Below are 26,232 nucleotides of genomic sequence, written 5' to 3'. Positions count from 1 at the left end.
TTGTTATTAATATCAGGGATATGTGTTTTCCAGGTGTCGGATTGTGAGTTTACTACCATCTTAGATCTGTGTTTTTTTGAAATAACGGATACGAAAAAAGGAGCCTGAGGCTCCTTCTGTTTAGTTTAAATAAGTGATGTTCTGAGCCTAAACTTCAACAGGTTTTGCTCTAAAGCTCTTGAACAGCTTAACAAGAATCGGACTAGAGAGAACCAATACCGCTAAGATAGTGAATGTCATGGTGATCGGGCGTTCCCAAAGGAAGCTGAGTTCACCATCACTGATCATCAGTGCACGTCTCAAGTTCTCTTCCATCAAACCACCTAATATGAAGCCAAGCAGTAACGGTGCGAGTGGGAAATTGGCCAGCCTTAACGCTATCGCTGCCATCGCCACAATGAGCATTACAAACACATCCATCGTGTTGAAAGACACCAAATACACGCCAGTGATTGAGAAGAAGATAATCATTGGCAGGAGTACCGTTCTTGGTACAGCAAGCAGTTTAGCGATATATGGGATCAACGGTAGGTTTAAGATAACCAGTACAATGTTACCGAAGTACATAGAGATAATTACCGACCAAAATACATCTGGATGCTCAACGAACAGGCGAGGACCAGGTTGGATACCGTAAGCAATCAATGCACCTAACATGATTGCTGTAGTACCAGACCCCGGAATACCAAGCGTCAGTAGTGGAACGAATGAACCACTTGATGCGGCATTGTTTGCTGATTCAGGTGCAACAAGACCACGAATACTGCCTTTACCAAATTCTTTCTGTTTGTTTTTTGGTGCAAGGCTGCGCTCCATACCGTAACTTAAGAAAGCGGCAATGGTTGCGCCAGCACCCGGAAGCACGCCAGTAAAAAAGCCAAGAATTGAAGAACGAATCGAAACAGGCGCGACTTCTTTGAACTCTTCTTTGGTCACTTTCATACTGCCAATATCGGCCATCTTTTGGCTTTCTTCGCCGCTGGTGTCTTTCTCTGGTTTCAAAATTCCCATCAAAGTCTCACCTAAAGCGAAGGTTGCCATAGCAAGAAGTAGGAAGCTGAATCCATCCATAAGATCCGTTAGACCAAATGTGAAACGTTCTACACCGACACCTTTGTCGATACCCACTGTTGAAAGCATTAGACCAAGGATAGTCATCATCCAAGCCTTGATTACCTGACCAGGGCCTGCAAACGCCGCTACTGCTGATAAACCTAGTAACATCAGTGCAAAGTAGTCAGAAGACTGGAAGCTCAGTGACACGCTTGCTAGAGCTGGTGCTGCGATCAACAACATAATTGCAGAAAGTGTACCACCAGTAAAAGAAGAGTAGGCTGCGAGGGCAAGGGCTTTACCAGCTTGGCCTTTTTGCGCCATTGGGTAGCCGTCGAATGCTGTTACCACTGTAGAAGAGCAACCCGGAGCATTGATTAAGATTGATGATGTTGATCCACCAAATACCGCGCCGTAATACACACCCGCCATCAAAATAAGACCTGAAGAAGGGTCAAGGCCGTAAGTTATAGGGATCATCAGTGCGATTGCTGAAATTGGACCGAGCCCCGGTAGCATCCCGATAAAGGTACCCACGAAACAGCCCACGATTACCATCATGATGTTCATTGGCATCACAGCGGTCGAAAGTCCTTGTAAAATTCCATCTAACATAATGTTACCCCTACCAAAGAGTGAAGATTAAACCAGGCTCTAGGTAGATATTTAAGCCTTGAGTTAAAAGAAGAAAGAACGCGATAACGAAAGGAAACGACGCCCCAAATAAAACCGCTTTACGGCGTTCACCCAGTAGGTAGAAGCCTGCAAGTAAGAAGAAGCTGGTCGCTAAAACGAAGCCAAGATAAGTCAGTCCAACACCGTACAAAGCCATTAATACTAAAAAGCCAATAAGGAGTTTCCAGTTCAAAGGTGTGGTGTCACATTTGATTTTCTGATCGGGTTGCCCTGTGACGAGTAGGATCAACGATAGCCCGATGCCAATGAAGGTCAGCAGGGTAGGCAATGTTCTTGCGGTGTACGGTTCATACTCGTCACCGGGGAATAAAGGAATCAGTGTGGTTTGGTAGCCATAGCACAAACACGCCAACATAAAGATCATTGCACTGAGGCGATCTTTAGAAAGCAGAGATTCCTTACTCAGAAATTTGGTTGGTAAGTCCGACATGTCCAACTCCATTTGGGGTGGTATAGAAAAGTAAAAAACCGTACATGAGCGAGTCAATGAAATGTCTGGGATCACTAACCAAAGGTAAACGGATTACGGTGCTTGGGTTTAGTAAGCCACTTGCGTTTACAACGAATCGGCAAGCGTTAGTAATACGTCTACGAATAAACAAAGGAGTTTGAAGTTAAATCATGTACGGCAAAACAAGGAAAGAGTGAGAGGGTACGGATACCCTCTGCCATTATTGGTTATTTCAGGAAACCAAGCTCACGCATTAGGTCGCCCATTTGTTTTTCTTGGTCTTCTAGGAACGCGTAAAAATCTTTGTCTGCTTTGTAGTTGTCAATCCAACCGTTACGGTCACGAACGACTTGCCATTCATCGGTCTTGTACATTTTGCCCAGAGCTTCATTCCACTCGTCGATTTTTGCTTGGCTAGTGCCTGGTGCAGCGAAGAAACCACGCCAGTTGGCAAATACAGTTTCATTTCCGTATTCCGTTAGTGTTGGAATATTTGGAGCAGTATCAAGACGTTTTGGTGCTGTGACTGCTAATACTTTTACTTGGCCAGATTTCGACATCTCTAACACTTCACCAAGGCCTGTTGAAAGCAGTTGGGTTTCACCAGAAAGCAGTGCCGCCATCGCTTTTCCACCAGCATCGTAGGCAATGTAACGCACTTTTTTAGCGTCAAAACCTTCGCCTTTGAACGCTGCTGCAACAACAAGGTGATCCATGCTGCCACGAGCAGATCCGCCAGCAATTTTCACTTTACGTGGGTTGCTTTCGAATTCTTTTACTACGTCTTCCCAAGTGTTGTACTTAGAATCTGCAGACGCGACGATTGCACCGTAATCGGCAATGGTTGCTGCAACAGGAGTTAAGTCGCGGAAGGACTGTGGGAATATACCGGTTAACGAGCGTACAACGATAGGTGTCAGTTCACCATTAGTGTGTCTTCTTGACGTTGAGCTGTCTCGATTAGGTGAGCAATTGCTTTACCGCCGCCGCCACCAGACAAGTTTTGGAAAGAGACATTTTCTACGATGTCGGATTTCACTAATACATCACCCGTACCACGAGCTGTCATATCCCAACCGCCACCAGCGCCGCCAGGGATTAGGAAGTGGATTTTCTCTACGTCAGCAGCAAAAGTGTTAAAAGAAAAGGTTGCTGCGATGATAGAAGCCGCAAGAGTAGGTTTCAGTGCCTTGAACATGGTTCACGTTCCTTATGTATGGGATCTCTTCAATGGAGAGAAACTTATGTTTTATATTCATCTGCTAAACACACGAGTAGGGTGTTGCTTAGCAGATGAAGTTAAAGTTAACGGTGTGTTAACGAGTTGTCTTTAATGCGGCGATATTGAGGATAAAGAACATTGGGTAAATAAAGTTCAAGGTAAGGAATCTCAATGTTTCCTGACCTGAACAATCGCGGCATAACTCACGTCAGAATGAGTCCCGGACAGACCTAACTTCTGCTCTACAATCTAAACACGGATGTTTGTTGAACACTTTCATGCTGTTTTCGCTATTTCAGATACACCCATCCTGTGAAACGCCTAAATTGACCTGATTTGGGCTTGAACCAGAGCATGGTGGACCAGCTCTGACAGCGGCTCCCCAGCCCTAAAGCGAAGAAACGTTAAACGGTGCCCACAAAGAATGCACTCAAACGGATCAACCTTCACATACCCTTTCAGCATAGCTGCGTAACCGGGCATTTCAGGTGCGTCTTTAGGTGCGACACCCAAGGCACCGTAGACCTTAGGGAGCATCTCACCACGACGTCGGTTTGATAGAAAACCGAAGTATCGAATCATTTTGAAGTGCTTATCTGGAATATGCTCAATCATGCGTTCTATCAGAGCTTCTGGACTCAAAATGAGGGATTCCGTCTGACCATTCCTATGATTAAGATAATCAAATGTCACTAATCCTCCTTGGAAATCATGTCGTAACCTAGACGCCGATATCGGTGGCCGCTTTAGGTATCGACCCATGTAGGTCATGGTGGGGGTCACATTGGCCGTTTTCTTAGCAAAGTGCAGTTTCCATCGTCGGCAATATTGGCTGGTTAAAAATCGGGACCAATCTTGCTCATTACGAATGAAAGGGCAGTCCTCTCCACTCAAGTCTAACTCTGAGTAATTGGAGCTGAGAAGTTGAGTGATGGCACCGCGCCAACACTTCTCAGTGGTCTTAGCTTTAAAGAAAATCGGCTTCCATAGACCAGTCTTCTTACATAAACCCCCACGGGTGACAGACAAATGGATGTGCACATTCCAATTCAGCTTTCTGCCGTAGGTATGAAGTGCACAGAACACGCCAATATCGATATCGAGTTGCTTTGCCCATCCTAAGAAGATTTTGGCTGCGCAGCTAAAGAGATGATTGAGAAGAAAACGATTATCCCGAAAGATGGGCCACAACGTGTGTGGTAGCGTCAACGTAACGTGTTGATACTCACACTCAGGAAAGACATGTTGTTGCTTTCGTATCCACCGCTCTGTGGCTTTTATGCCACAACTGCTGCAAAAGCGAGATTTACACGTCTGGTGAATGTATTTGTGATGGGTGCAGTCAGCATGAGTGCATCGATACTCTTTAGAGCCAAAAGCAGCGGTACTGCAAGCGAGCATCTTGGTGACGTTTTCAATGACGACGGTTCGGAGGGTTTCTCGGTACTTATTGAGGTAGTTCAGCCAAGTATCGTTGGCATTGAAGAGTTGTTTGATGGGCTTATTCGGATGCATGACCTATAGGATAAACGATCCATGTAAAGCACCCTAGTCGGTTGAGTCTCTTTGTTTTCGGCCGTAGGCCGCTCAGGCGACACCGTCGCCGGTTCTAAAGTTCACGGCGAGGAGCAAGAAATATGGGTCGCGACACGAGCTTTCACTATCGGTGGGCTAACGGGTTTGGTTACTGGACATGACCAGGTCTTGTAACCCGCAGCATGACAAACGTCGCGAGACTATATATATAAAGTATGATATTCATGATTTTTCGAGGATAGCGTAATTTTACTGTATCAAAAATGGATTAAAAATTTATTAAGGATAATTAAAGAGTTATGGAAATAAAAATTGATGACTTGTCGGGTGGAGAGGTGATTGGGTTACTTGAAGAGCACTTAGCTGACATGTACGCAACATCACCACCAGAAAGTGTGCATGCACTTGATCTTGATGGACTCAAGTCGCCAGAGATAACGTTTTTCAGTGCCTGGAAAGACAGCCAGTTACTTGGATGTGTTGCGATTAAAGAGCTGGATACTCAACATGCTGAGCTTAAATCAATGAGAACCACTCAGTTTGCTCGCAACTCTGGTGTCGCTAGTCAACTTTTACAACATGTTTTAAATACAGCCAGCGCTCGCCAATATCGAAAAATTAGCTTAGAGACCGGTTCAGAAGATTACTTCAAACCGGCTCGTAACTTATACGAGAAGTTTGGCTTTGGTTATTGCGAACCGTTTGCCGATTATGAGTTAGACCCTTACAGTCAGTTCATGAGTATCGAATTACGCTAGTACAAGCTTAAAGTTAATAGTCAAAAAGATGAAAGCGAGATTCCCCAGCTTCATTCCAGAACCGAGGGACGAGCGTTATAGGGAGTCTCTAACCGCAAAGATAGATTCCCTATAACGCTCGTCCCTCGCTTTAGGGAATGACGATTATCCGGCCAAGGACCAATGACTAAAGCGTTAGCGAGTTTCTAGCTCTGCGAAAATTGCTTCTGCATCCACAACGCTTCCTGAGATAGAAAGTGTGCTGAACGGAACCAAATCTTCAGGGCTCGATGGCTTTTTAACAAGTAGTTCAGGGTAGACTTTTGAATCGCCCATTAACATCGCTTTGAGCTCTTTGACTGACAAATCAGGGTAGCGTGACCAGACCAAAGCCGCGACACCGGAAACAACTGGCGCAGCCATACTTGTGCCACTTTTTGAACTATACGTGTTACCAGGCGTGGTTGATAAAATGCGGTACCCGGGTGCGAACACATCAACCGATTTCTGACCGAAGTTACTGAAGCTTGCGACTAAGGTTTCGTCGGCGTATTTCGCTGATGCACCCACATCTAACCATGTTGAAATAGGCTTTGAACGGTAGTGCTTCGCGTAGCGGTTTGGAAAGCTTGGTTTGATGTCGTTATCGTTGCGGCTGTTCCCCGCAGAGTGAACAATTAGCACACCTTTCCGCGCTGCATAGCGGAATGCGTGGTCGACGACGTATTTACGTGGCGAGTAGCTTTTGCCGAAGCTCATGTTAATGATCTTAGCACCATTATCGACAGCGTAGCGCACTGCGTTAGCAATGTCTTTATCTCGCTCATCGCCATTTGGCACCATACGTACCGCCATGATCTGAGCATGATCCGCCACACCATCAATACCAATAAAGTTGCCGCGTTCAGCTGCGATGATTCCAGCGACGTGTGTACCGTGTGAACCGACCGGGCCTTTTACATCGTTGTTGCCGTAGCCTTTTTCCCAAGGGTTGGAAATGTCATCCCAAACAATATCGCCACGCGTATCGAGCTCTAGGTTAAGGTGGAAATCTAAAGAGTCTTGGTAGCGACTGCGACGAGATTCCAGATACTCAAAGGAATACCATGAATCAAATACACTTAAAAGCCCTTCAGCAGCGGTCACAACGCTAGCGTTCTCGCTATCTAATAGTGTTTTTAAACCGTTAGTAGAAAAGTCTTTTTGATCGACGAATTGAAGAATCTGTTCTTTGAACTCATTGGCTTGCTCAGTTGCTGTCGTTACACGATTCAACGCATCTTGGTCATCTTTTAGAGACGACAAGTAATCGGATTCAACACCTTGATAGTACTTGCGCTTCTTACGCGGAATCCAATGTCCGTTCTCTTTTAACTCGAGGTACTTTTTGTATTCTCTAGTAACCTCTAATGTATCTTGATCAACATTAATACCTAATGAGTTACCCAGAAAGTTCCAACCGTGGACATCATCAATGTAACCATTGCCATCATCGTCAATTCCGTTGTCTGGGATTTCGTCTTCATTGGTCCAAAGTTTGTTCTTTAGGTCTTCGTGTTCAACGTCGACACCCGAATCAAGAACGGCAACGATGACAGGTTGTGGCTGAAGAGGGGGCATCAAGTAGTCGTATACCACATCAGAACCCACACCCTGAATTCTTGTGTAGCTTGCCGTTAAGTTAAACCAATCACCGCGCTGTTCATCGGCGTTACTCATCATTCTCATCGAGAAAAATGAAGGTTGAATAGTTTCTCGCGAGTAATCCTCAACAATTGTCCCTTTTACATCTTGGATGAAAGGTGAGTTGGCGGGTTGTGGCTCTGGGCTACTTTCATTCAGAGTCGAAGCTGATACCTGAGCCGAAGCCATAATAGCCAAAGCAAGCGTGGTGAGTCTTTGTCCGTGATTCATGTGTGTTGCATCCTTATCATTGTGCGACTAAATAGTTGTGCGACTAGAACTGACTCCTTAGCGAAGCTTTATGAAAGCACGTAGTCAGTTCTGTGAGAGGGAAATGCCCGCTCAAAAAGCAATCAAAAGGTAATATGCAATCAGACTTGTATCATTCATTTGATCAATGAAATGGTAGGAAGATCTCACTGTGATCGATTTTAAAGTCTCAAAGTTTGAGTTAAATTCTATTAATAAAAGTAACATTTATAAAATTAAGATTTAGAATTAAAGACCTTTAAAATCAACTGATTAGTTTGTTAGTTTGTTAGTTGTAGGGAGTGGCTTTGGCTCTCACTCAGCATAGAAATGCTTTTGAAAGAGCCAAGATTAAGGAGCTTAGTCGTCGTGAGAGCTAAATTCAAAGTTTCCGTTGACGGCAAAATGGTCTGAAAGGTGCCAACTTCCCCAAGTGTCAGAGCTCAACCTTTGATGAAGCTTGACCGTATTAGTATTACTTGTTGCTCGTCTATGCATTCTGCTAACAAAAACGTAATCCAGATACTCTACATCAGCACCACCTGAATACTTTTAAGCGGCATACGGGTTAATCGTCGGGTCAAAGGTTGCATTGGTGTAGCCTCTGAACTCTGGAGGATCAACATCCAACGTAGCTAGCATTAGAAGGTATTCCACGAAGTCGCTATTTGGGTGCTAGCCTTGGCGTATATCAAGATTCAGACACGGATGGCGGTGGCAATTTAGACGCAGAAAGCATGGGATACAGCCTTTATGGTGGTTACCAGTTCAACCGTATTGTAGGCATTGAGCTCGGTTACACGGATTATGCTGACTACGAAGCGTTTAGTACTAAGGTACTTTCACCTACGTCTTTTTCTGTTGCAGCAAACGTAGGTTACACTTTCGATAATTCAATTCGTCCGTTCGTAACAGCTGGTCTGAGCTATGTTGACCTTAACTCAAAGGGTTCGAGCTATATTGATTATGATTCTGGTGCCGGTTTTCATTTCGGTGTTGAATACACACCAGTTGAGAATCTAACGTTACGTCTGATCTCGCAAGCGGATGCGGTAAATATCGAGTTCTTCGATAACTGAGGTAATAGATTAGCGAGTCGCGATGTTGCGTTCAGCAAAGTAACACAGGGTGCTTCGTACAATTTTTAATGCCTTCGATCAAATAGCTTACAGCTAAAGTCGTAGATACCTGAAACCGCTCTAACCTCAAGCGGTTTTGTTATGTCAAAAATAACGATTGGTCAGGCTCTGAACGGGATTGACATAAAGCCTGAAATTAGTTGGTTTTCACAAGCTTATAAAAGGGAAATAACGCTAACCCGTTTGGTAGTTGATAGGTATTTTGGTAAATTAAAGCTATTACCGACTTCCAGTGAGCAACAATGAAGATTCTTCACACGTCCGATTGGCACCTTGGCCAAAACTTCTACAATAAAAGCCGAAAGAATGAGCACGAACGGTTCTTACAATGGTTACTTGGGCAAGTTACTGAGCACTACATCGACGCGATAATTGTTGCTGGCGATATTTTTGATACCAGTACGCCACCAAGTTATGCTCGTGAGATGTATAACCAGTTTGTCGTTGACTCGAATAAGATCGGCTGCCAATTGGTGTTATTGGGCGGCAATCATGATTCCGTGTCTGTGCTTAAAGAAACTCAGCAATTACTGAAGCACATGGGTGCCGACGTGATCCCCAATACCAATGAAGAATACGTGAGTCAGGTTGTCGAACTCAAAGGTAAAACTGGCGATGTAGAAGCGCTGGTGTGTGCGATTCCGTTTATTCGCCCTCGCGATGTATTGACCAGCCAAGCCGGCGTTACTGGTGTTGAGCGTCAAAAACAATTAGGTGACGCGATTAAACAGCATTATCAAAGTGTCTATGATGCCGCTGTTGCAAAGCGAGCAACGTTTGAAAACGGCGACTATATGCCAATCATCGCAACGGGTCATTTAACCGCAATGGGCGTTAAGCAGTCTGATTCTGTACGTGATATCTACGTCGGTAATCTCGATGGTTTTGCCGCTGATGGTTTCCCTAATGCGGACTATATTGCCCTTGGTCATATCCACCGCCCACAAGTAGTAGCAAAACGTGAATACATTCGTTATTGCGGTTCACCCATTCCGCTCAGTTTTGATGAGCTTAAATCTCAAAAGCAGGTCTGTGTGGTTGAGTTTGTGGAAGGCGAACGCACCATTTCACAGCTGGCTGTCCCAACATTCCAACCCCTAGCTGAAATTAAAGGCGATTTGAACGAAATCGAATCGCAGTTAAACCAATACATTGGTGTGGAAGAAGGGCAAAGCGTGTGGCTGTCGATAGAAGTTCAAGCTCAGGATTACTTGTCTGATTTGCAAGAACGCATGCGAGCGCTAACGGAAGGCTTGAATGTCGAGGTACTTCAATTAAGAAGGGCTAGAGAACGACGTAATCAAGGGTTAGAGCAAGAGTCTGCTGAAACTTTATCAGAGTTAACTCCAATGGATGTGTTTGAAAAGCGTATTGCTTTAGAAGAGTTTGAAACGAATTCTGAAAAAGCACGGTTAGAGCGAATGACCGTGAAATTCAAGCAAGTGATGGAAGAAGTCTCTTACGGCCCTAAGAGCTACGGTTCAGATAGTCAAGAAGCAATAGAAGCGCCCAAAGGGACAGGTGAGTAACGAGTATGAAGATTTTAAGCCTAGAATTTGAAAACCTGAACTCTTTGAAAGGTCGTTGGAAGATCGATTTTACTCAGTCACCGTTTGCAGAAAATGGCCTGTTTGCGATCACTGGCCCAACGGGGGCGGGTAAGACAACGATTCTTGATGCAATTTGTTTGGCACTGTTCCACCGAACACCGCGTTTGAAAAGTATCGCTAAAGGCACCAATGAGCTAATGACGCGTGGCACAGGTGAGTGTTTCGCAGAGATTGAATTTGAAGTGAAGGGTAAAACTTACCGTTCTAATTTTCATCATAAAAGAGCTCGCGGAAAACATGATGGTGCACTACAGACACCAACCTGTGAATTTGCGGATGCTGATAGTGATGATGTATTAGAAACTCAGCTCACTAAGAAAATTAAGATGGTTGAGACCGTGACCGGTTTAGACTTTTCACGATTCACTAAATCTATCATGTTGTCGCAAGGTGAGTTTGCCGCTTTCTTGAATGCTAACGCAAACGACCGTGCCGAGTTATTGGAAGAGCTTACGGGTACCGAAGTTTATAGTCTGATTTCAGAGCGTATTTACGATCACTTCAAGTCGAGCGAAGAATCACTCAACCACCTTAAAGCCAAAGCTGAGGGTGTGAGCTTACTTTCTGAAGAGCAGATTCAAGAGCTGACCAAAGAACATGGCCATTTAGAATCAGAACAGAAACGTTTGGCCGAACAACTGACTGAGTGGAACACGCATTTAGGCTGGTGGAAAGATGTCGGTAAAGCCGAACAGGTTATTGTGGCAAGCAATCATGACTTAAAAACGGCGCAAGGCAGCCTTGTTGAAAATCAACCATCGTTAGATCGTTTAGCGAATAGCGAGCCTGCTGAAAAACTGCGTCCGCTTCATAAAGATTTAAAGCGTTGTGGCCAAGAAGTTGTGACGACTCAAGCGAACCTTGAAAGTAGTACTAAGCGTTTAGCTGAGCGAGATACAGAAAAAAACTCGGCAAAACAGAGTGTCAATAACCACATTAAGTCGGTTGAGGTCGCTAAACAAGAGCAGCAAGATCAAGAGAAGATCATTGAACAAGTTCGCCCGTTAGATAACCAAATTTCGATGCTGAAAGACAAACAAGTAGCGGGTTCTAAAGCGGTACATACGCTTAACCAACAACAGGTTGAAAAAAGTCAGCTACAAGTCTCTTTGAATCAAACGGTCGAATCCATTAAGCAGCAAGAAAAGATCGCAGCACAATATTTAGTGGCTAACCAAGCTGATAGCCTGCTTGAAAAGTATTTGGGTCAATGGCAAATCAATGTGACTCAGGTTCGAAATCTGGAACGTCAACACACGGAACTTTTTAATAGCGTTCAAGCTTCACAGCGCACGCTGGCCAATCAGCAAGCAGCGTTACAAGCAGCTAAAGACTCTAAATTGGCTCAAGACAAAGCACTCACAGATCTAGTCTCAGCAGAGAACCAAGCTAAACAGCGATGGGACGCTTTGCAGCAACAAGCCAATGAACATACCCTTAATGCACAAAAAGAGGTGCTTGAGCACTGGAGCCGTAATACCAATACGTTGGTGGATATTAATCGCGGCTTTGTTCAGGCGACTCAGCGTATAACGTCTAAATCTGTCGAATTGCAAACCAATACTCAACGTAGTGAAAAGCTCACAAAAGAGCGTGAAGTGCTGGTGGAGCGTTATCAGAACAATAAGATAGCGTTAGAGCGTTTAACACGCCTAATTGACCAAGAGGGTGAATTAGCGAAGTATCGCGCGGCGTTGAAGCCAGATTCAGAATGCCCACTGTGCGGTTCAACCGAGCATACTATTGAGCAATCTCAGGATATCGCTGATCTTGTTGCACAAAAAGAGCGAGAAGAGCAAGAGTTAGCCGTTATTCAGAAAGAAGGCACTGAGCACCGTCAACAATTGGATTCACTGGTTCCTATCATCAATGGACTCAACGATGAAATTCAGCGTGCTCAAGCAGACCTCGAACAAGCCAAAGTGAATTGGACAAATCTTGTTGCCAAGCTAGAGCAAAGTAATGCAACTTTATTGGCTCAGAATTGCCCACTCAATATCTATCTGCCAAATGTCGAAGGGTTAGGTAATAGTGATGTTGTGCAGTCGTTCATTGATGCTTGTGAGCAGCAGCTTAACAACACGATCGTACTCCTGCGCAATATGGCTGATGCAAAAAATGCCTACCTTGACGCAGAGAAGCAGCACGCAGCAACCGCAATGATTGTCGAGAAGGCTCTATCTAATCTTGAACTCGCAGAACAACGACTCGCAGATCTTTCTACACAAACGAACACATTGATTGATCAAGCCGCTAAATGTGCGCAAGCGAAAGAGTCTGAATGGCAAGGGCTTAGAGAAGGCATTATTCAAACATCGATTGAAGCGCCTGAGTTAGCGCATATCGATGCTTGGTTTGCTCAAAAGCTTGAAGCTTCTAATACGTGGCTCACCACAAAACAGCAGCATGACGAGTTAGATAAGCAGTTGATCAGCCAATATGCTGAGTTGAAAGCACTTGATGACAAGTTAGAAACATTAGCAAAAGACATCACGGTTGCGAATCAAGAGGCTGAGTCACTGTCGAAAGAGCTGGCGGTTGTTACCGCATCGAGAACGCAACTACTTGGTACACAAGACATTCAAAGCGTAACCAACACTATGAAACAAAAAGTGATGGATGCCGTCAGTGCATACGATGCGGCTCAAACGGAGTTTAATCGTTGTGAACTCGACCACCGAACCGAGCTGACGAAACACACATCTTACAGTGACGATCTAACGGCGAAACAGACTGCTTTGACTGAAGTGACGTCGCTTTGGACACAAGCATTAACGACAAGTCCATTTGCTACCGAAGATGAGTTTGAGTCGGCACTGTTGGATGAAGCCGTGACAGTGCAACTGCAAAGTCTCAAGAAAACGCTGGAAGTGGCGATGGTTAGTGCTCAAGCTCGTTTGAATTCAGCCAAAGCGAATTTAGTTGAATTGAAAGGTCATGATAAAGCAAAAGCTTGGCAACAACTTCCACTACAAGAAGTGGAACAAGCCGTGACTGACTGCTCCAATGCACAGCAAAGTCATGCGACGAAAATAGGTGCAATTTCTGCGAACTTGGAAACAGATCGCCAGAACCGCAGCAATCAACAAGACTTGTTCAAACAGATCGAAGTGCAACAACTTGAGTTTGACGACATCTCACGTCTTAATTCGTTGATTGGCTCTAGAAATGGCGACAAGTTCCGTAAGTTTGCTCAAGGGTTAACGCTAGAGAACTTGGTGTACTTGGCCAACAAGCAATTGCAACGTCTACATGGTCGTTACGAGCTAAAACGTAAAGCCGATGACGGGTTAGAACTGCAGGTGTTGGATACGTGGCAGGGCGATGTGATGCGCGATACCAAAACATTATCCGGTGGTGAAAGCTTCTTGGTGAGTTTGGCGTTGGCACTCGCGTTATCTGATCTTGTGAGCCACAAAACCAGTATTGATTCACTGTTCTTGGATGAAGGTTTTGGCACTTTAGACAGCGATACATTGGACATAGCACTTAACGCGCTCGATAACCTGAATGCATCAGGCAAGATGATTGGCGTCATCAGCCACGTCGAAGCACTGAAAGAGCGTGTGCCTGTGCAACTTAAAGTGACCAAGCATTCTGGCCTTGGCGTGAGCGAGATGGAGAAGCAGTACAAAGTCGTTGCTTAATTGGATTAAGCGGTCCGGACATAGTCGAATTTGAGCACAGCCAGTTCAGATAAAGCTGAATCCGGTTGGTAAAGCAGATCCCAGACTCAGTCGTTCCTCCTTCTCGAGGATGACGGAGTCGGGGGCTGTTATCAATCACACCACCGTAACTCCCTAAAGTCAGGAACGAACGTAATAGGGAATCTCTCTTCAACGAATAGGTTAATTAACTCATCGGCAAGGAAGCGTCCATGCATAAGAAACGACATCTACCCACCAAGACATGTCCCGTTTGCCTCAAATCATTCTCATGGCGTAAAAAATGGCAACATTGTTGGGAAGAGGTGATTTATTGCTCTGAACGTTGTCGTCGCCACAAGACAAAACCCACATAATCTCCCTTCATTTAAGAATCTATTGAGAATAACCACTGATTTAACGAGTTAATATTTTATCTGCCAGGTAACTCATGTATAAAGGCGACATGAAGATACCTAAAAGAATACAGCCCTTAGTTGACGATGGTTTAGTCGACGAGGTGAAAAGCCAACTAATGAGTGGCAAAGAAGCGTCGGTGTATATAGTACGCTGTGGTGATACGATCCGTTGTGCCAAGGTGTACAAGGAAATAAGCCAACGTAGTTTTAAAAAAGCAACGGCATATCGCGAAGGTCGAAAGGTCCGCAATAGCCGCCGCGCTAGAGCAATGGAAAAAGGCTCTGGTTTCGGTCGCGAGCAACAAGAAAAAGTATGGCAAAGCGCAGAAGTGGATGCCTTGTATAAGCTGGCAGAAGCAGGCGTTCGCGTGCCTGTTCCGTATGGCTGCTTTGATGGCGTACTGCTGGTGGAGTTGGTCACTGATGACGAAGGCTATGTCGCGCCAAGATTGAACGATGTGGTGATGCCGCCTGAACAAGCTATTGAAGATCATGCGGTGATGATGACTTATGTTGTTAAGATGCTTTGCGTTGGTTTAATTCATGGCGATTTATCTGAATTCAATGTATTGGTTGATGAATATGGCCCTGTGATTATCGATTTACCTCAAGCAGTCGATGCATCTGCGAATAACAATGCTGAGTGGATGCTGACTCGTGATGTTAATAACATCCGTGACTATTACGCTCAGTTTGCCCCTGAACTGGCGACCACTGAGTATGCTAAAGAAATGTGGGCACTGTCTGAGAAAGGTGATTTGAAGCCGGATAGCAAACTTACGGGTGAGTTTACCGAAAGTGACGCATTGGCAGATATTGATGCCATCATGCAAGAGATTGACGCAGCCCGTGCTGAAGAGCAAAGCCGACGTGAGCGCGTAAAGGAAGAAAAAGAAGGTGTCGACGAGAGCAAGTTCAACTGGGCTGAGTAGTCGTAATGATCCGTTTTGAACTTTCGTAAAATGTCAGTCATAACGTCTTAAAAAACTAAGGCGCCCTTTCAAAAAATAACCCAATGGAGCCTCAACTCTGTTAGGTTATTTTTTTAGAACTCAAAAAGACGGGCACTGGTATTAATTACCACTTTAACTGCTCACCATCATACGCGTAGAAATGACCGCTTTTATCCGGCGTAGCGGTTCGAATGATGTCCACCAACTGATGAGCAACATAACTAGGCTCAAACAACTTACCTTGCGGCACATTGGTCTGAAAGGGCTTAGATAGAGCCGTGTCGGTTGTACCAGGGTGTAGTGCTAACACTGTGCCTTTCTTCAATGTACGTTGCCATTCAATCGACATGGTTTTGATGAACATGTTGAGTGCGGCTTTAGATGATCGATAGCTATACCATCCACCCAAGCGGTTGTCTGAAATACTGCCGACCTTGGCCGATACCACCGCGAACTTTGGATTGTCGCTGGCTTTAAGAATCGGCGTGAAGTGTTTGGCCAGTAACAAACTAGGTAGGGTGTTTACTGAGATGTTTTTCAGAAAGAATTCCGGGTCGATAGAGGACAGGTTCTTTTCCGGGCCAAGGTCTGGAGTATGAAGCATACCCACGCAATTTATTAACCAATCCAATCGCTCGAATTGAGTGCTTAGCTGCTCAATATCAGCTTCGCTGGTGGCATCGACTTGGTGCCAATTCAAACGGTGATCTTCCAATTCTGGTCGTTGAGAATGATAGGTCGCGTCAACATGTACATCGAGAAAATCAAAGCGAGACAGCTCAGACAATAGGTGCTTAACCACGGCGAAACCAATACCGCCGCTGCCACCAATGACTAGTATGTGTAATTTGAGTTGTTCCACCATTATAAGTTCTCCAAGTTAGTCAGTCGTTGTTCTGCGGTGTCGAGTATCGCTTGTTGGTCTTGTTCATCCATATTGTCCCAAGAGCGATAAAGCATCCCCATTCGAGGATTACGATTTAAAGCGTCGCGATGTTTGTTCATAAAGCGCCAGTACAAGCTATTGAATGGACAAGAACTCTCGCCACTGCGCTCTTTAATTTGATAATGACAGCCTTTGCAGTAATCACTCATGCGATTAATGTAAGAACCGCTGGCAGAGTATGGTTTGGTTCCGACGATCCCGCCATCAGCAAAAAGTGCCATACCTCGCGTATTCGGCATTTCGACCCACTCAATCGCATCAACATAAATACCGAGGTACCAACTGTCGACTTGATCCGGCGAAATCCCTGTGATTAAACAGAAGTTACCGGTGATCATGAGCCTTTGAATATGGTGCGCATAAGCAAATTCCAGGGATTGATCAATCGCGTGTTTCATGCAATTCATCTTGGTTTGTCCATCCCAAAAGTAATGAGGCAACTGTCTGTCTGCTGCATAGTGGTTTTTATTGGCGTAAGCAGGCATGTTCGCCCAATACACGCCACGTATGTATTCTCTCCAACCTAAAATCTGGCGTACGAACCCTTCGACTTGTGCAATATCGATAGTGGGTGCATTTGCCTTAGAAGAAGCCTGATAAGCTGACATTGCCGCGTTAATCACTTCATGGGGGCTTAGCAACTTGCTGTTCAACGAAAAGGAGAGGCGGCTGTGATACAAACTCCACTTTGAATCGTGTTCAGTCGTCATCGCATCTTGGAACTGACCGAATAATGGCAAACAAACTTGGCAGAAGTGAGCAAGTAGCGAGAGACTTTGCGCTCGATTGACTGGCCATAATAATTGGTCGCCAACTTCACCAATGGTTTGAACTTGATGATGCTCTATACGTTTTAAAATCGCAGAAATGTCGTTGGCAAACATTAATGGTTGCGGTAAGTTTTCGATGTCTTGCTTCTTTAGTCTCTTGCGATTGTTTGCATCGTAATTCCATTTTCCGCCAACTGGTTTGCCATCGTGGATCAGGATGTTGAAACGCTTTCTCATTCGACGATAGAAGTGTTCCATCATGATGTGTTTGTCTTTCGGAAACTGGCCTTCAATCTCGTCAAACGGAAACAAGAAGTGTTCGGAGTCGCTACAGCCTTTTGTTACTCCAGTTAACTTTAGCTTTGCCAGTTGTTGGAGAAGTCGATACTCATCTGGCCGTTGGTATTCAAACTTTTCAGTAGCAAACTCGTGTACATAGTGCTGCAATAGCGCATCGAGACTCTCAAATTGAGTCGTGTCATCCAGAGTTAGGTGGAGTACCTGATGACCTTGTTGTTTGAGTTCGTCGGCAAAATAGCCCATCGCCGAGAAAAAAGCGGCCACCTTTTGGACGTGCGATGCAACGTAGTCAGTCTCTTGCTTGAGTTCGGCAATAATATAAATGACGTCATCATCAACCTGTTGAAACCAAGAGTGTTGGACATTGAGTTGGTCGCCCAAGACAAGGCGCACGGTTTTGAAGTTCATAACACATCCTGATTGTTGTTTAAGACAGGTTTTTTGCTGCTCGTATTCCACTTGTTTATAAAGAGGTGGTTTGGATCGTACATATCGGTCTGCTTAGCCAAGTCGAAATGGTGTGATTTGGGTTGTGCTTGGTCGGCATTCTTTTGCTTGTTGGTTTGAGCGCTTACCGGAGGTCTTAACTCTCCTGCAATATATGCCCAGTTACCCCAGTTTGATGCAACGTCATAATCGATGAGTTTGCTCTCAAAATAGGCTGCGCCGTGTCGCCAATCGATCCCCAATTCGTAGATCAAACAGCTAGCAGCTAGCTGCCTTCCGCGATTAGACATATAGCCTGTTTCATTCAGTTGGCGCATACACGCATCGACAATCGGGTAGTTGGTGTTGCCACTTTTCCATTTAGCGAAATTAAGATTCGACGTTGCCGAGGAGTTAGGGCTGTAGAGTTCACGATGTGAATAGTCACCGAATAGCGATGAGCCAAGAGACAGGCACTTCCAATAGAAATATTCGCGCCACAACAACTCAAAGTAAATCCAGTAGGTTGAATCGTTACTGCCATGTTGGGCCTCGAATTGTTTCAAATGGCGATAAATCGTTTTAGGAGAAACGCAGCCGAGTGCCAACCACGGCGAGAACTTGGTTGAATTTTCGATGCCGTCAAATGCGTTTCGAGTCTGTTTGTAATTAAGAGCGTAATCATGTGAAAAGTAGTTGTCTAAATGCGCTAGTCCTGCATCTTCACCACCCAAATAATCGATTGTTACTCCGTTTTCATCAGTTGCTGAACTGAATCGTGGAATTGTCGATATTAGCTCAGGTGTCACCGTTGGTGGTCGGCGTGAAATAACCGTCTCATCGCCATTAACTTCCAAGTGTTCGACTAGCTTTCTAAACTTGGTAAACGAGCTAGGTACCTTTGATAGTTCGAACGGTAGCTCGCTTTGGTCAAACAAGGTCGAGTGGTGTGGCAAGTATGTTATTAACTCAGGGTGACGGCTTTGTAGTGCATGAATTAATTGTCGCTCGTCGTAACCGCAGTTGGCGTTAGCGAAAAAGTGGGTGACATTTTGTGAAGCAACGATTTGGTTTAGTGTTTGCTCGGTTGTGTCGGGTTCTAGGTGGGTACAGCGGATCACAACAAATTGTTGTCCAAGCTTTATTAAACTGGCTTCTAGATTGACTGTCGATTGTGAAATAAAGGTTTGGCGATGTGCGCCATAACTGAGCTCTTGTGCGAATTCAGAAGAGAAGCGGGACAGCGTGGGTTCGACAATAACGCAAACGAGCTTATCGACAACCTGCGCGGCGTGTTGAAGCAACTGATTGTCGTTGGTTCTTAAGTCATTTGTAAAAAGATAGAGACCAATCTTTTTCATTACTTACACTCGTGATTTGTTAATTATTAGACGCTTACGAGTTGATAAGCCGACAAGATCACAAATGATTTCAGCAAGTCAGTGATCGTTGGATTGAGGTAGATAAGAAGATGGAATAGGGGATGTAAGCCAACCAATAATACCGATAGAGGTTGGCTAATGAAGTTTGGCCTTACAAGCCAAACAGTTATTTTTAACAGCAACAGTTTTTAGGAGTTCTAGTCCATGGAAGCAGTCAGCCTTGAGGTGCAGACAGCTCATAGGAGCAGTTAATCTTTAGAAGCAGCTAGTCCATCGGAACGACGAGTATGTCCACAGAAGAAGAGTCTATCAATTGCTTCGAGTGTGAGATGATCTTATGCCAAAAATCATGATGATGACCGCAAAGGATTAGGTCAATATTATGCGCTTTTACGGTGTCTTTGAGCTTGTCATTCAAATCACCCGTACCCACAAAGATATGTTGAATCGGCTGTTTAGCGTAAGCCTCAAACTCTCTTAAGTGTTTTATAGCGCCTTCATTGACAGGTAGGTCATCATTATTTTTTTGAATATCAACGAGTTCTGGGTAAATTTCTCCGTGAGTACCGTCGATATAAACAAATGAAAGTTCCGTTTCTAGTTTGTTCGCGAAGAAGGTTGCTCTATCGATGAGTATTTTCGAGTCATCAGATATTTCAAGTGCGACCAGAATATGTCGGTATTCCATAATTAAAGCCTCTTGTTGTTAGTGATGTAACAAGCATAGTTTCTATATAAGTAAATGATATCGAAGAAGTCTCATATTGCGTAAAATCATCATTCAAAGCTCTTCTAAGTACTCTCGTATTTATATCGCTTTGATTGATATGAAATTTACAAAAGGTTGTTATAGTGACCCGAGTTCGATCTTTATGCTTTAGCTATTAGATAAGTTCGACAGTCCAACGCGCTATTAACGAAGAAGCATCAATGACAGCATTACTCACCATTCCCACTCGCACATTAGGCTTTGATTACGATATTGAGATCAGTGATTGGTCACAAAAGCTCGTGGGCTTTCATGTGTTTGAAGATGGTCGACACCCGCTCGATGGTGGTATTGGTTTAAGCTTTAATCTCGTTGAACAGTTTGATGTGAATGGTCGTTGGTTAGATTCACTACTTGCTCGTTATCGTGAAATCACCGATGATTTTCCAGAGTATCAATTTCAAATGTTATGGCTAGCTGCGAACACTTATGAAGCGGCACAACTGCTTGAATTAAGGCCCGTTATTTTGGCGTTAATCTGCATGAAATACAGTGTCGATAACAAGAAAGCCTTAGAAATTAGTCGTTTAGGTCAAAAGAGAATCTTAGTAAAACTCGGCTTAGACGGAAGTAAAGCGACGCTCAAGTTTATCGATAAGTTAGAGTTGCATTACAACGTCGGTGATGAGCTCAAACATATTGTGCGAATTCTCGAACCGCTACAAAGACGTGTATTGAAATTCAAACATTATTCAAAAGTAGGTTACACAGCGTTACGTTTGGATCAGGTTCATCCGTTTTTAACCGGCAGTCGATTAGGTATCGCGATGGTAGAAGAGGGTAGGCTCAATGCCCCTCAAAAATGGCCATGTTCCAAGATGCAATTTTATTGGGACAGGATTTGCAGATGGACGATCCATTGCGCGCTATCACGAGTCAAAACTCCTTTGCCATGTTTGAGCAACTGCACGATAGGTGGACAGAGCTGCGTCAGTTACGCCGTCTAGAAGGAAATCGCCCTGTGGACATGGACATCTCTTATCCCGTCCCTTTACTTGGTAACGACAACATTCATCCGCTGACTGATTACTACGACCTTTAACAAGAGGGCGTTGAACAAAAACATTGTATTAGTGTTTATCATAATAGAATCATGAGCGACCGCTATGTAGTATTTCGCATGCTCAAGCCTCAGCGCTTAACCATTGGCCTGCGCCGTGTTCCAAGCAAAGCCTTTCCGTTTGAGATTGACGAGATCTGTGGGAAACGAAATGCACCGCCATCAGAGTCTGCTCACCAAGTCATTTACGATTGGCTAGAACTGAGTAAGCAAAAGTATACTAAACAATAGCCGTTGCAGTAGAAGGAATAAAATGATGTATCAACAAGGTAATTTATGACCGTATTGTGGTTTGATTATTGTCATGCCAACCGATTTGCAAGCGGAGTGCTTGGGGGGTGGCGAAGAGATCAATCAAGACCCGGATGAAGAGCATTATGAAGAAGAGGAATAACCACCTGCTTATCTCAAGCAAGCAGATTCGATATCGCTACACTTAGTAGAGGATATAACCTATATCCAACATACCCCAACGCAGTACGAGTATTTGAAAAGGAATTTTAAATGCAGAGAGTCGTATTTAGACAATGTGAACAGCACTCACCATACAGGCAGCAACTCGAACGACTTTTCCAAAGCGAATGGTTGGATTTTGAATTTAAGGCTTCTTATTCTGAAGTCTCCAATCTTGATCACCCCCCAGTTACCACCGGTAATGGTTGTGCTGCGAGATAATCCAGTCATCGGTGTGTTAGCGTATTCTCATTTCAAGAACCTCATCAAGTAAGGGATGTGGTTTGGGTAAATGCTGTCTGTGTGGATTCCCAGTGGCGTGGTCAAGGTGTTGCGAGTGAATTGATTAAGCGTGAAGTCGCACAAATGCCAGATTATTATCGATCTCAATCTCAATCCTCGAAAGATTCAACGGCTAACTTGTGCGCCTACACCAATATTGCGCCTTTGTACCTTTCTCTCGGTTGATCAATTGTCGATATTGAAACCGACCCAGAACATCTCGTGATGAGCGTTTCGTTTTAGGCTGAATATGCGGAAACAGCCTAACAGCCACGAAACTCTCTGTCTTCCTCATCCATCGATTTATAAGCACATTTTCATAAATGCTTAAACTACGTTGCGACAAGATCTTGAATCAATTTTAGATTTCATTCTCTAAATTAAGCTCTAACTCTATAAAATATAGGCATAAATTAGTACGACATTCAGTTTAATCTAAATGAGAATCGTTTGCATTAGATTTTCTGTAAGTGTATAAATATTTGCTTGTTAATGATTGTGTGAATATGTTCGCATTCCATTGATTTTTTTGTTAAATGATGAGTTTTAAGGTTGAAGATATGCTCGAAGCAAAGGGTCTCGGTTTTAGCGTAGGAGATAAGCAATTACTCAAGACATTTGATGTGTCGTTCGAGCAAGGGAAAATCTACGCTTTGGTTGGGCATAACGGCTCGGGAAAATCGACTTTATTAAAGTTGTTAGCGAAGCAGCAGCGCGCCACTTCAGGTGATATTTTCCTGAAAGATAAAACGGTCGCTAAATGGTCTGATAAGGACTTTGCACAGCAAATTGCTTACTTGCCTCAACATTTACCTGTAACCGACAGTTTATCCGGCAAAGATCTCGTGAGCTTTGGTCGCTACCCTTGGCACGGCTTATTGGGCCGACTTTCAAGTAAAGATAAGAAGTATGTTGAAGAGGCGATGCAACTTACCGACACTGCGCAATACGCTGATCGTTTGGTGGATACTTTATCGGGTGGTGAACGCCAGCGTGTTTGGTTAGCGATGTTGTTAGCTCAGCGCACCAAATACCTGTTGCTTGATGAGCCTCTAGCAGCGCTTGATATCGGGCATCAGATCGAGATGCTGACATTGATTAAGCGATTGAGTGAAACATTGGAAATTGGAGTGATCATTGTCATTCATGACATCAACATGGCTGCGCGTTTTTGCGACCACATTATTGCCCTTCATAGTGGTGAGCTATTAGTCGAAGGCGAGGTTGATGAGGTGTTCAAAGAATCGATATTGAAAGATATCTATGGTGTGCCTATGCACATTACTCAACACTCTGCAGGTTACCCAGTCGCGATGCCCGGTGATCTGGAGCCAGCATGATGTTCAAACAGCCTTTTCAATCAATATTACATCGCTCGCACGTCACTCGTACTCTTATTTCAAGTGTCGTCATCTCGAGCTTACTAGCATTTTCTCCACTTTCGTTAGCCAAACAAGATACGCCTGAGATGAATGATGACGATCGACCTCGATTGGTTTCCATCGATTGGACTCACACAGAAACGCTTTTGGCGTTGGACGTTACTCCTATTGCGGTAGCGCAAATACCCGATTACAACTCGTGGGTAAAGTCTCCTCAAATCCCCCCAACTGTTGCAGGTGTTGGCTTACGAACACAGCCAAACCTTGAACGTATTCATGAGCTCAAACCCGACAAAATATTACTCTCTCCAATGTTTTCAACGTTGGAGACTCAACTAAGCAAAATTGCCCCTGTCACGACCATTGGTTTGTACCGAAGCGGCGATGTCGATTGGTCGGCGTTAGAAACAATTACTCGAAAGCTAGCAGAGGTCTCTGAAAAACAATCTCAAGCTGAAGTTTTGATAGAGGAAGCGAATGCTGAAATGGATCGTTTAGGATCTCAGCTACCCAACAGTGCTCCTGCAATGTTGATGGTGCAATTCATGGATACTAATCACGTTCGTGTCTTTGGAGACAACAGCCTATATAAAGCTTCAGTAAACAAGATTGGCCTTGAATCCGCATGGACAGGGCAAACCAACGCTTGGGGTTACAGTTTGGTTGGTGTCGATCAACTTATTGGCGTTAAAGGACAAATCGTGATCATTTCTCCAATGCCAGCGGGAACAGAAGAGAGCCTTAAAGCAAATCAGTTTTGGCAATACATTGTGAAAGAGTCGGGCTATCCCGCGTTACAAGTTCCAGCGGTATGGAGCTTCGGAGCGATACCTTCTGCAACACGCTTTGCAAGGTTCATTGTTTCTGAATTGAATCAAGGAGACGTGCTATGAGAGCTCTTTCGTTTGGTGTTTTGACACTGTTAATGTTTTCTACATTGGCGTTAATCGGCCAACACTTATCTTTCTCTCAGTTCGGACTGAGCCGACTTTCTAGCTTGTGGAGCGTTGATTTCACTTCTCCAGACTCAGTGAAACTGCATTTGGCTTGGTGGCCGAGGTTATTCACTACATTGTTATCTGGCGCAGCATTGGCAGTGGCGGGTGTCTTGATGCAACAGGTGCTCAGAAACCCTTTGGCTTCACCGTCTACGTTAGGTGTCGCGAGTGGTTCGAGCTTTGCACTTATGTTAGCGACGCTTTACGCCCCTTGGCTTTTAGAGTGGTCTTATTCGCTGGTGGCGCTCGTTGGTGGCATCACAACGATTGGTTTGGTGTTTGCTTTGTCTTGGCGACGTGCGTTGTCTCCAACTGTGGTGATTGTATCTGGCTTGGTCGTTAACCTCTATTTTGGCGCTGTGAGCACTGTCTTATTAATGATGAACCAAGACAAACTGAATGGCTTAATGATTTGGGGCGCAGGTTCACTGGTTCAAACCGGATGGGAAGATGTTGACTACTTAGCTCCACGCTTAGCGATTGCGACTCTCATGGCGTTTCTGTTCGTAAAACCACTGAGTTTACTCCAGTTATCAGAGCAGGGCGCTAAGAGCTTAGGTGTTTCGTTACCTAAATTGAGAGTTGGTTGTTTAGGACTAGCTGTATTGTTGACAGTTTGGGTTGTCAGTGCTGTGGGTGTTATTGGATTCGTTGGTTTAGCGGCCCCCGCGTTAGCACGCTTGATGGGTGTACACCGTTTAGTGCCTAAGTTATTGGTATCGATGGTGTTAGGCGGCTTGTTGTTAAGCCTTACCGATCTGCTTATTCAACAACTACCAGGCATCATGTCGATGTTTATACCGACAGGTGCTGCAACAGCTGCGTTGGGTGCTCCATTGTTGTTGTGGTTACTACCCAAGTTATCAATGAAAAGTCAGTTACAAACACAAACTATATTAACACGTCATAAGGAAGTAGCTTCTCGCTTAAATAAGCACTCAGTGGTATTGGCCGGCTTGTTTATTGTACTGTCGCTGGTCGTGTTCAGTTTGTTCTCTGTACAAACTGAAGGTTGGCGTTGGTTATTTCAAACTCAAGACTGGGCAATGCTTGAGTGGCGTTTACCTCGATTGACGGCAGCGGCATTAGCGGGCGGCATGTTGGCAGTCGCTGGCACGATCGTCCAGCGTTTGAGTGGCAACCCAATGGCTAGTCCAGAAGTGATTGGTATCAGTTCTGGTACGGCATTAGGTTTGATCATTGCAATTTTTGCAGGCTTTGGCAGCAGCGTTGTTGGGCTTTATGTCGGTGGTTTTATTGGCGCGGTCTGCACTTTGGGCATCATTGTCGTGCTTAATCAAAAGTCGGGCTTCCAACCGGAAAGAGTATTACTAACAGGCGTTGCGATAACGGCACTGATGAACGCTGTGCAAAGTTTTGTATTGGCAGGTGGCGACCCAAGAAGTTATAAGGTTCTGGCTTGGTTGGCAGGATCAACGTGTTACGTCACCGAAGCAACTCTCGTTCCGTTACTGATATCTTCGGTTGTATTTATCTCGTTAGGGTTCCTCTGTGTGCGATGGTTGGATGTGTTGCCATTAGGGCAGGAGAGTGCGCAATCTCTTGGTATCAATGTTTCCAGATCTCGAATTCTATTGTTGGTGCTGGTGGCATGTTTAACCGTTAGCGCAACACTGGTGGTTGGTCCATTAAGCTTTATTGGTTTGATGGCTCCTCATATGGCGAGACTATTTGGCTATAACCGTGCTAAAGAGCACCTGATCTGTTCTTCGTTAATTGGTATGGCACTGATGTTGTTCTCGGATTGGCTTGGTAGACAGTGGCTTTACCCACAAGAGATCCCGGCAGGCTTGGTAGCTTCGATTATCGGTGGCATGTACCTGATGTGGGGCTTAAGAAGGTTATAGCTTAGTCGCTGTAGTTACTTGTGTAGTTACTTGTGTAGTTACTTAGAGCGGCTACTGAACGCTCGTAAACGGGTGTCTGTTGAATGAACCGGTGAGCTTCTAGAGGCCAAGACTAAACAACAAGATTATCGAACTTGGTTTATACGGGATTATTTTTTTCTTTATTAATAATGATAATCACAATAATAATTAATTAAATGGTGT

16 protein-coding genes and 5 pseudogenes are annotated in these 26,232 nt (G+C 44.5%); 11 read left to right on the top strand and 10 right to left on the bottom strand.

The window, feature by feature from the left end:
- Positions 1-147 precede the first annotated feature (147 nt).
- The 4 genes and pseudogenes from ACMAZD_RS09730 to ACMAZD_RS09715 form a co-directional block, all read right to left on the bottom strand.
- On the bottom strand, positions 148-1,668 hold the full coding sequence (locus ACMAZD_RS09730) for a tripartite tricarboxylate transporter permease (protein ID WP_435247075.1): 1,521 nt from the start codon (positions 1,666-1,668) through the stop codon (positions 148-150).
- A 10-nt stretch (positions 1,669-1,678) separates the two neighbouring features.
- Positions 1,679-2,179, bottom strand: a complete 501-nt coding sequence (locus ACMAZD_RS09725; protein WP_435247074.1) for a tripartite tricarboxylate transporter TctB family protein — start codon at positions 2,177-2,179, stop codon at positions 1,679-1,681.
- A gap of 248 nt (positions 2,180-2,427) precedes the next feature.
- Positions 2,428-3,398: pseudogene (locus tag ACMAZD_RS09720) on the bottom strand (tripartite tricarboxylate transporter substrate binding protein).
- Positions 3,399-3,743: 345 nt separating this feature from the next.
- Positions 3,744-4,937 (bottom strand): IS91 family transposase, encoded by a 1,194-nt coding sequence (locus ACMAZD_RS09715; RefSeq protein WP_435247073.1) that lies wholly within the window; start codon positions 4,935-4,937, stop codon positions 3,744-3,746.
- 320 nt (positions 4,938-5,257) lie between these two features.
- Here ACMAZD_RS09715 and ACMAZD_RS09710 point away from each other — a divergent pair, with 320 nt between their 5' ends.
- A complete protein-coding gene (locus tag ACMAZD_RS09710; protein WP_435247072.1) occupies positions 5,258-5,716 on the top strand; it encodes a GNAT family N-acetyltransferase in 459 nt (152 codons plus the stop codon).
- Positions 5,717-5,890: 174 nt separating this feature from the next.
- Here ACMAZD_RS09710 and ACMAZD_RS09705 read toward each other — a convergent pair whose 3' ends face one another.
- Together ACMAZD_RS09705 and ACMAZD_RS09700 are read right to left on the bottom strand one after the other, a co-directional pair.
- The gene (locus tag ACMAZD_RS09705; protein ID WP_435247071.1) at positions 5,891-7,609 is read right to left on the bottom strand and encodes a S8 family peptidase; all 1,719 of its coding nucleotides are present in this window, start codon (positions 7,607-7,609) and stop codon (positions 5,891-5,893) included.
- A gap of 378 nt (positions 7,610-7,987) precedes the next feature.
- Positions 7,988-8,296, bottom strand: a pseudogene (locus tag ACMAZD_RS09700) (sphingomyelin phosphodiesterase); the annotation flags it as partial.
- On the opposite strand from ACMAZD_RS09700, the pseudogene ACMAZD_RS09695 reads away from it, so the two are divergent.
- From ACMAZD_RS09695 to ACMAZD_RS09675, 5 genes and pseudogenes are all read left to right on the top strand, one after another.
- A pseudogene (locus tag ACMAZD_RS09695) lies at positions 8,293-8,775 on the top strand (outer membrane protein); the annotation flags it as partial. The pseudogenes ACMAZD_RS09700 and ACMAZD_RS09695 overlap by 4 nt on opposite strands.
- Before the next feature lie 233 nt (positions 8,776-9,008).
- Complete coding sequence (gene sbcD, locus ACMAZD_RS09690; protein ID WP_435247070.1) at positions 9,009-10,295, top strand: exonuclease subunit SbcD; 1,287 nt, start codon at positions 9,009-9,011, stop codon at positions 10,293-10,295.
- Between the two features lie 5 nt (positions 10,296-10,300).
- Positions 10,301-14,023: an AAA family ATPase gene (locus ACMAZD_RS09685; protein WP_435247069.1), complete on the top strand. Its 3,723-nt coding sequence runs from the start codon at positions 10,301-10,303 to the stop codon at positions 14,021-14,023.
- A 230-nt stretch (positions 14,024-14,253) separates the two neighbouring features.
- On the top strand, positions 14,254-14,397 hold the full coding sequence (locus ACMAZD_RS09680; RefSeq protein ID WP_435247068.1) for a DUF2256 domain-containing protein: 144 nt from the start codon (positions 14,254-14,256) through the stop codon (positions 14,395-14,397).
- 89 nt (positions 14,398-14,486) lie between these two features.
- Entirely contained in the window at positions 14,487-15,371 is an 885-nt protein-coding gene (locus tag ACMAZD_RS09675) for a PA4780 family RIO1-like protein kinase (protein WP_435249359.1), read from the top strand.
- A gap of 145 nt (positions 15,372-15,516) precedes the next feature.
- Here the strand turns inward: ACMAZD_RS09675 and ACMAZD_RS09670 are convergent, their stop codons facing one another.
- The 4 genes from ACMAZD_RS09670 to ACMAZD_RS09655 form a co-directional block, all read right to left on the bottom strand.
- Complete coding sequence (locus ACMAZD_RS09670) at positions 15,517-16,257, bottom strand: SDR family oxidoreductase (RefSeq protein ID WP_435247067.1); 741 nt, start codon at positions 16,255-16,257, stop codon at positions 15,517-15,519.
- Positions 16,257-17,816, bottom strand: coding sequence for a cryptochrome/photolyase family protein (locus tag ACMAZD_RS09665; protein WP_435247066.1), 1,560 nt, complete (start codon positions 17,814-17,816; stop codon positions 16,257-16,259). The genes ACMAZD_RS09670 and ACMAZD_RS09665 overlap by 1 nt, the downstream gene beginning before the upstream one ends.
- Positions 17,813-19,195, bottom strand: coding sequence for a DASH family cryptochrome (locus ACMAZD_RS09660; RefSeq protein ID WP_435247065.1), 1,383 nt, complete (start codon positions 19,193-19,195; stop codon positions 17,813-17,815). The genes ACMAZD_RS09665 and ACMAZD_RS09660 overlap by 4 nt, the downstream gene beginning before the upstream one ends.
- Before the next feature lie 286 nt (positions 19,196-19,481).
- Positions 19,482-19,904 carry a universal stress protein gene (locus tag ACMAZD_RS09655; RefSeq protein WP_435247064.1) on the bottom strand — a complete coding sequence of 141 codons (423 nt, stop codon included), beginning with the start codon at positions 19,902-19,904 and terminating at the stop codon, positions 19,482-19,484.
- 242 nt (positions 19,905-20,146) lie between these two features.
- Between ACMAZD_RS09655 and ACMAZD_RS09650 the strand changes: the two are divergent.
- From ACMAZD_RS09650 to fhuB, 5 genes and pseudogenes are all read left to right on the top strand, one after another.
- Positions 20,147-21,276, top strand: a pseudogene (locus ACMAZD_RS09650) (PcfJ domain-containing protein).
- 273 nt (positions 21,277-21,549) lie between these two features.
- Positions 21,550-21,966, top strand: a pseudogene (locus tag ACMAZD_RS09645) (GNAT family N-acetyltransferase).
- Positions 21,967-22,340: 374 nt separating this feature from the next.
- Positions 22,341-23,120, top strand: a complete 780-nt coding sequence (locus tag ACMAZD_RS09640) for an ABC transporter ATP-binding protein (protein WP_435247063.1) — start codon at positions 22,341-22,343, stop codon at positions 23,118-23,120.
- Positions 23,117-24,055 carry an ABC transporter substrate-binding protein gene (locus tag ACMAZD_RS09635; protein ID WP_435247062.1) on the top strand — a complete coding sequence of 313 codons (939 nt, stop codon included), beginning with the start codon at positions 23,117-23,119 and terminating at the stop codon, positions 24,053-24,055. Before ACMAZD_RS09640 ends, ACMAZD_RS09635 begins: the two co-directional genes overlap by 4 nt.
- Positions 24,052-26,028 carry a Fe(3+)-hydroxamate ABC transporter permease FhuB gene (gene fhuB / locus ACMAZD_RS09630; protein ID WP_435247061.1) on the top strand — a complete coding sequence of 659 codons (1,977 nt, stop codon included), beginning with the start codon at positions 24,052-24,054 and terminating at the stop codon, positions 26,026-26,028. The genes ACMAZD_RS09635 and fhuB overlap by 4 nt, the downstream gene beginning before the upstream one ends.
- Positions 26,029-26,232: the final 204 nt, after the last annotated feature.

Origin of the sequence: Vibrio sp. nBUS_14 (assembly GCF_051201655.1) — a bacterium.
Taxonomy (GTDB): Bacteria; Pseudomonadota; Gammaproteobacteria; order Enterobacterales; family Vibrionaceae; genus Vibrio.
Note: the sequence above shows the minus strand (reverse complement) of the source record. Positions and strands in the feature narration are given on the sequence as shown.

Coding starts and splice junctions, on each gene's coding strand:
- ACMAZD_RS09730 (WP_435247075.1), bottom strand. CDS start 1,668: ATGTTAGATGGAATTTTACAAGGACTTTCGACCGCTGTGATGCCAATG.
- ACMAZD_RS09725 (WP_435247074.1), bottom strand. CDS start 2,179: ATGTCGGACTTACCAACCAAATTTCTGAGTAAGGAATCTCTGCTTTCT.
- ACMAZD_RS09715 (WP_435247073.1), bottom strand. CDS start 4,937: ATGCATCCGAATAAGCCCATCAAACAACTCTTCAATGCCAACGATACT.
- ACMAZD_RS09710 (WP_435247072.1), top strand. CDS start 5,258: ATGGAAATAAAAATTGATGACTTGTCGGGTGGAGAGGTGATTGGGTTA.
- ACMAZD_RS09705 (WP_435247071.1), bottom strand. CDS start 7,609: ATGAATCACGGACAAAGACTCACCACGCTTGCTTTGGCTATTATGGCT.
- sbcD (WP_435247070.1), top strand. CDS start 9,009: ATGAAGATTCTTCACACGTCCGATTGGCACCTTGGCCAAAACTTCTAC.
- ACMAZD_RS09685 (WP_435247069.1), top strand. CDS start 10,301: ATGAAGATTTTAAGCCTAGAATTTGAAAACCTGAACTCTTTGAAAGGT.
- ACMAZD_RS09680 (WP_435247068.1), top strand. CDS start 14,254: ATGCATAAGAAACGACATCTACCCACCAAGACATGTCCCGTTTGCCTC.
- ACMAZD_RS09675 (WP_435249359.1), top strand. CDS start 14,487: ATGAAGATACCTAAAAGAATACAGCCCTTAGTTGACGATGGTTTAGTC.
- ACMAZD_RS09670 (WP_435247067.1), bottom strand. CDS start 16,257: ATGGTGGAACAACTCAAATTACACATACTAGTCATTGGTGGCAGCGGC.
- ACMAZD_RS09665 (WP_435247066.1), bottom strand. CDS start 17,816: ATGAACTTCAAAACCGTGCGCCTTGTCTTGGGCGACCAACTCAATGTC.
- ACMAZD_RS09660 (WP_435247065.1), bottom strand. CDS start 19,195: ATGAAAAAGATTGGTCTCTATCTTTTTACAAATGACTTAAGAACCAAC.
- ACMAZD_RS09655 (WP_435247064.1), bottom strand. CDS start 19,904: ATGGAATACCGACATATTCTGGTCGCACTTGAAATATCTGATGACTCG.
- ACMAZD_RS09640 (WP_435247063.1), top strand. CDS start 22,341: ATGCTCGAAGCAAAGGGTCTCGGTTTTAGCGTAGGAGATAAGCAATTA.
- ACMAZD_RS09635 (WP_435247062.1), top strand. CDS start 23,117: ATGATGTTCAAACAGCCTTTTCAATCAATATTACATCGCTCGCACGTC.
- fhuB (WP_435247061.1), top strand. CDS start 24,052: ATGAGAGCTCTTTCGTTTGGTGTTTTGACACTGTTAATGTTTTCTACA.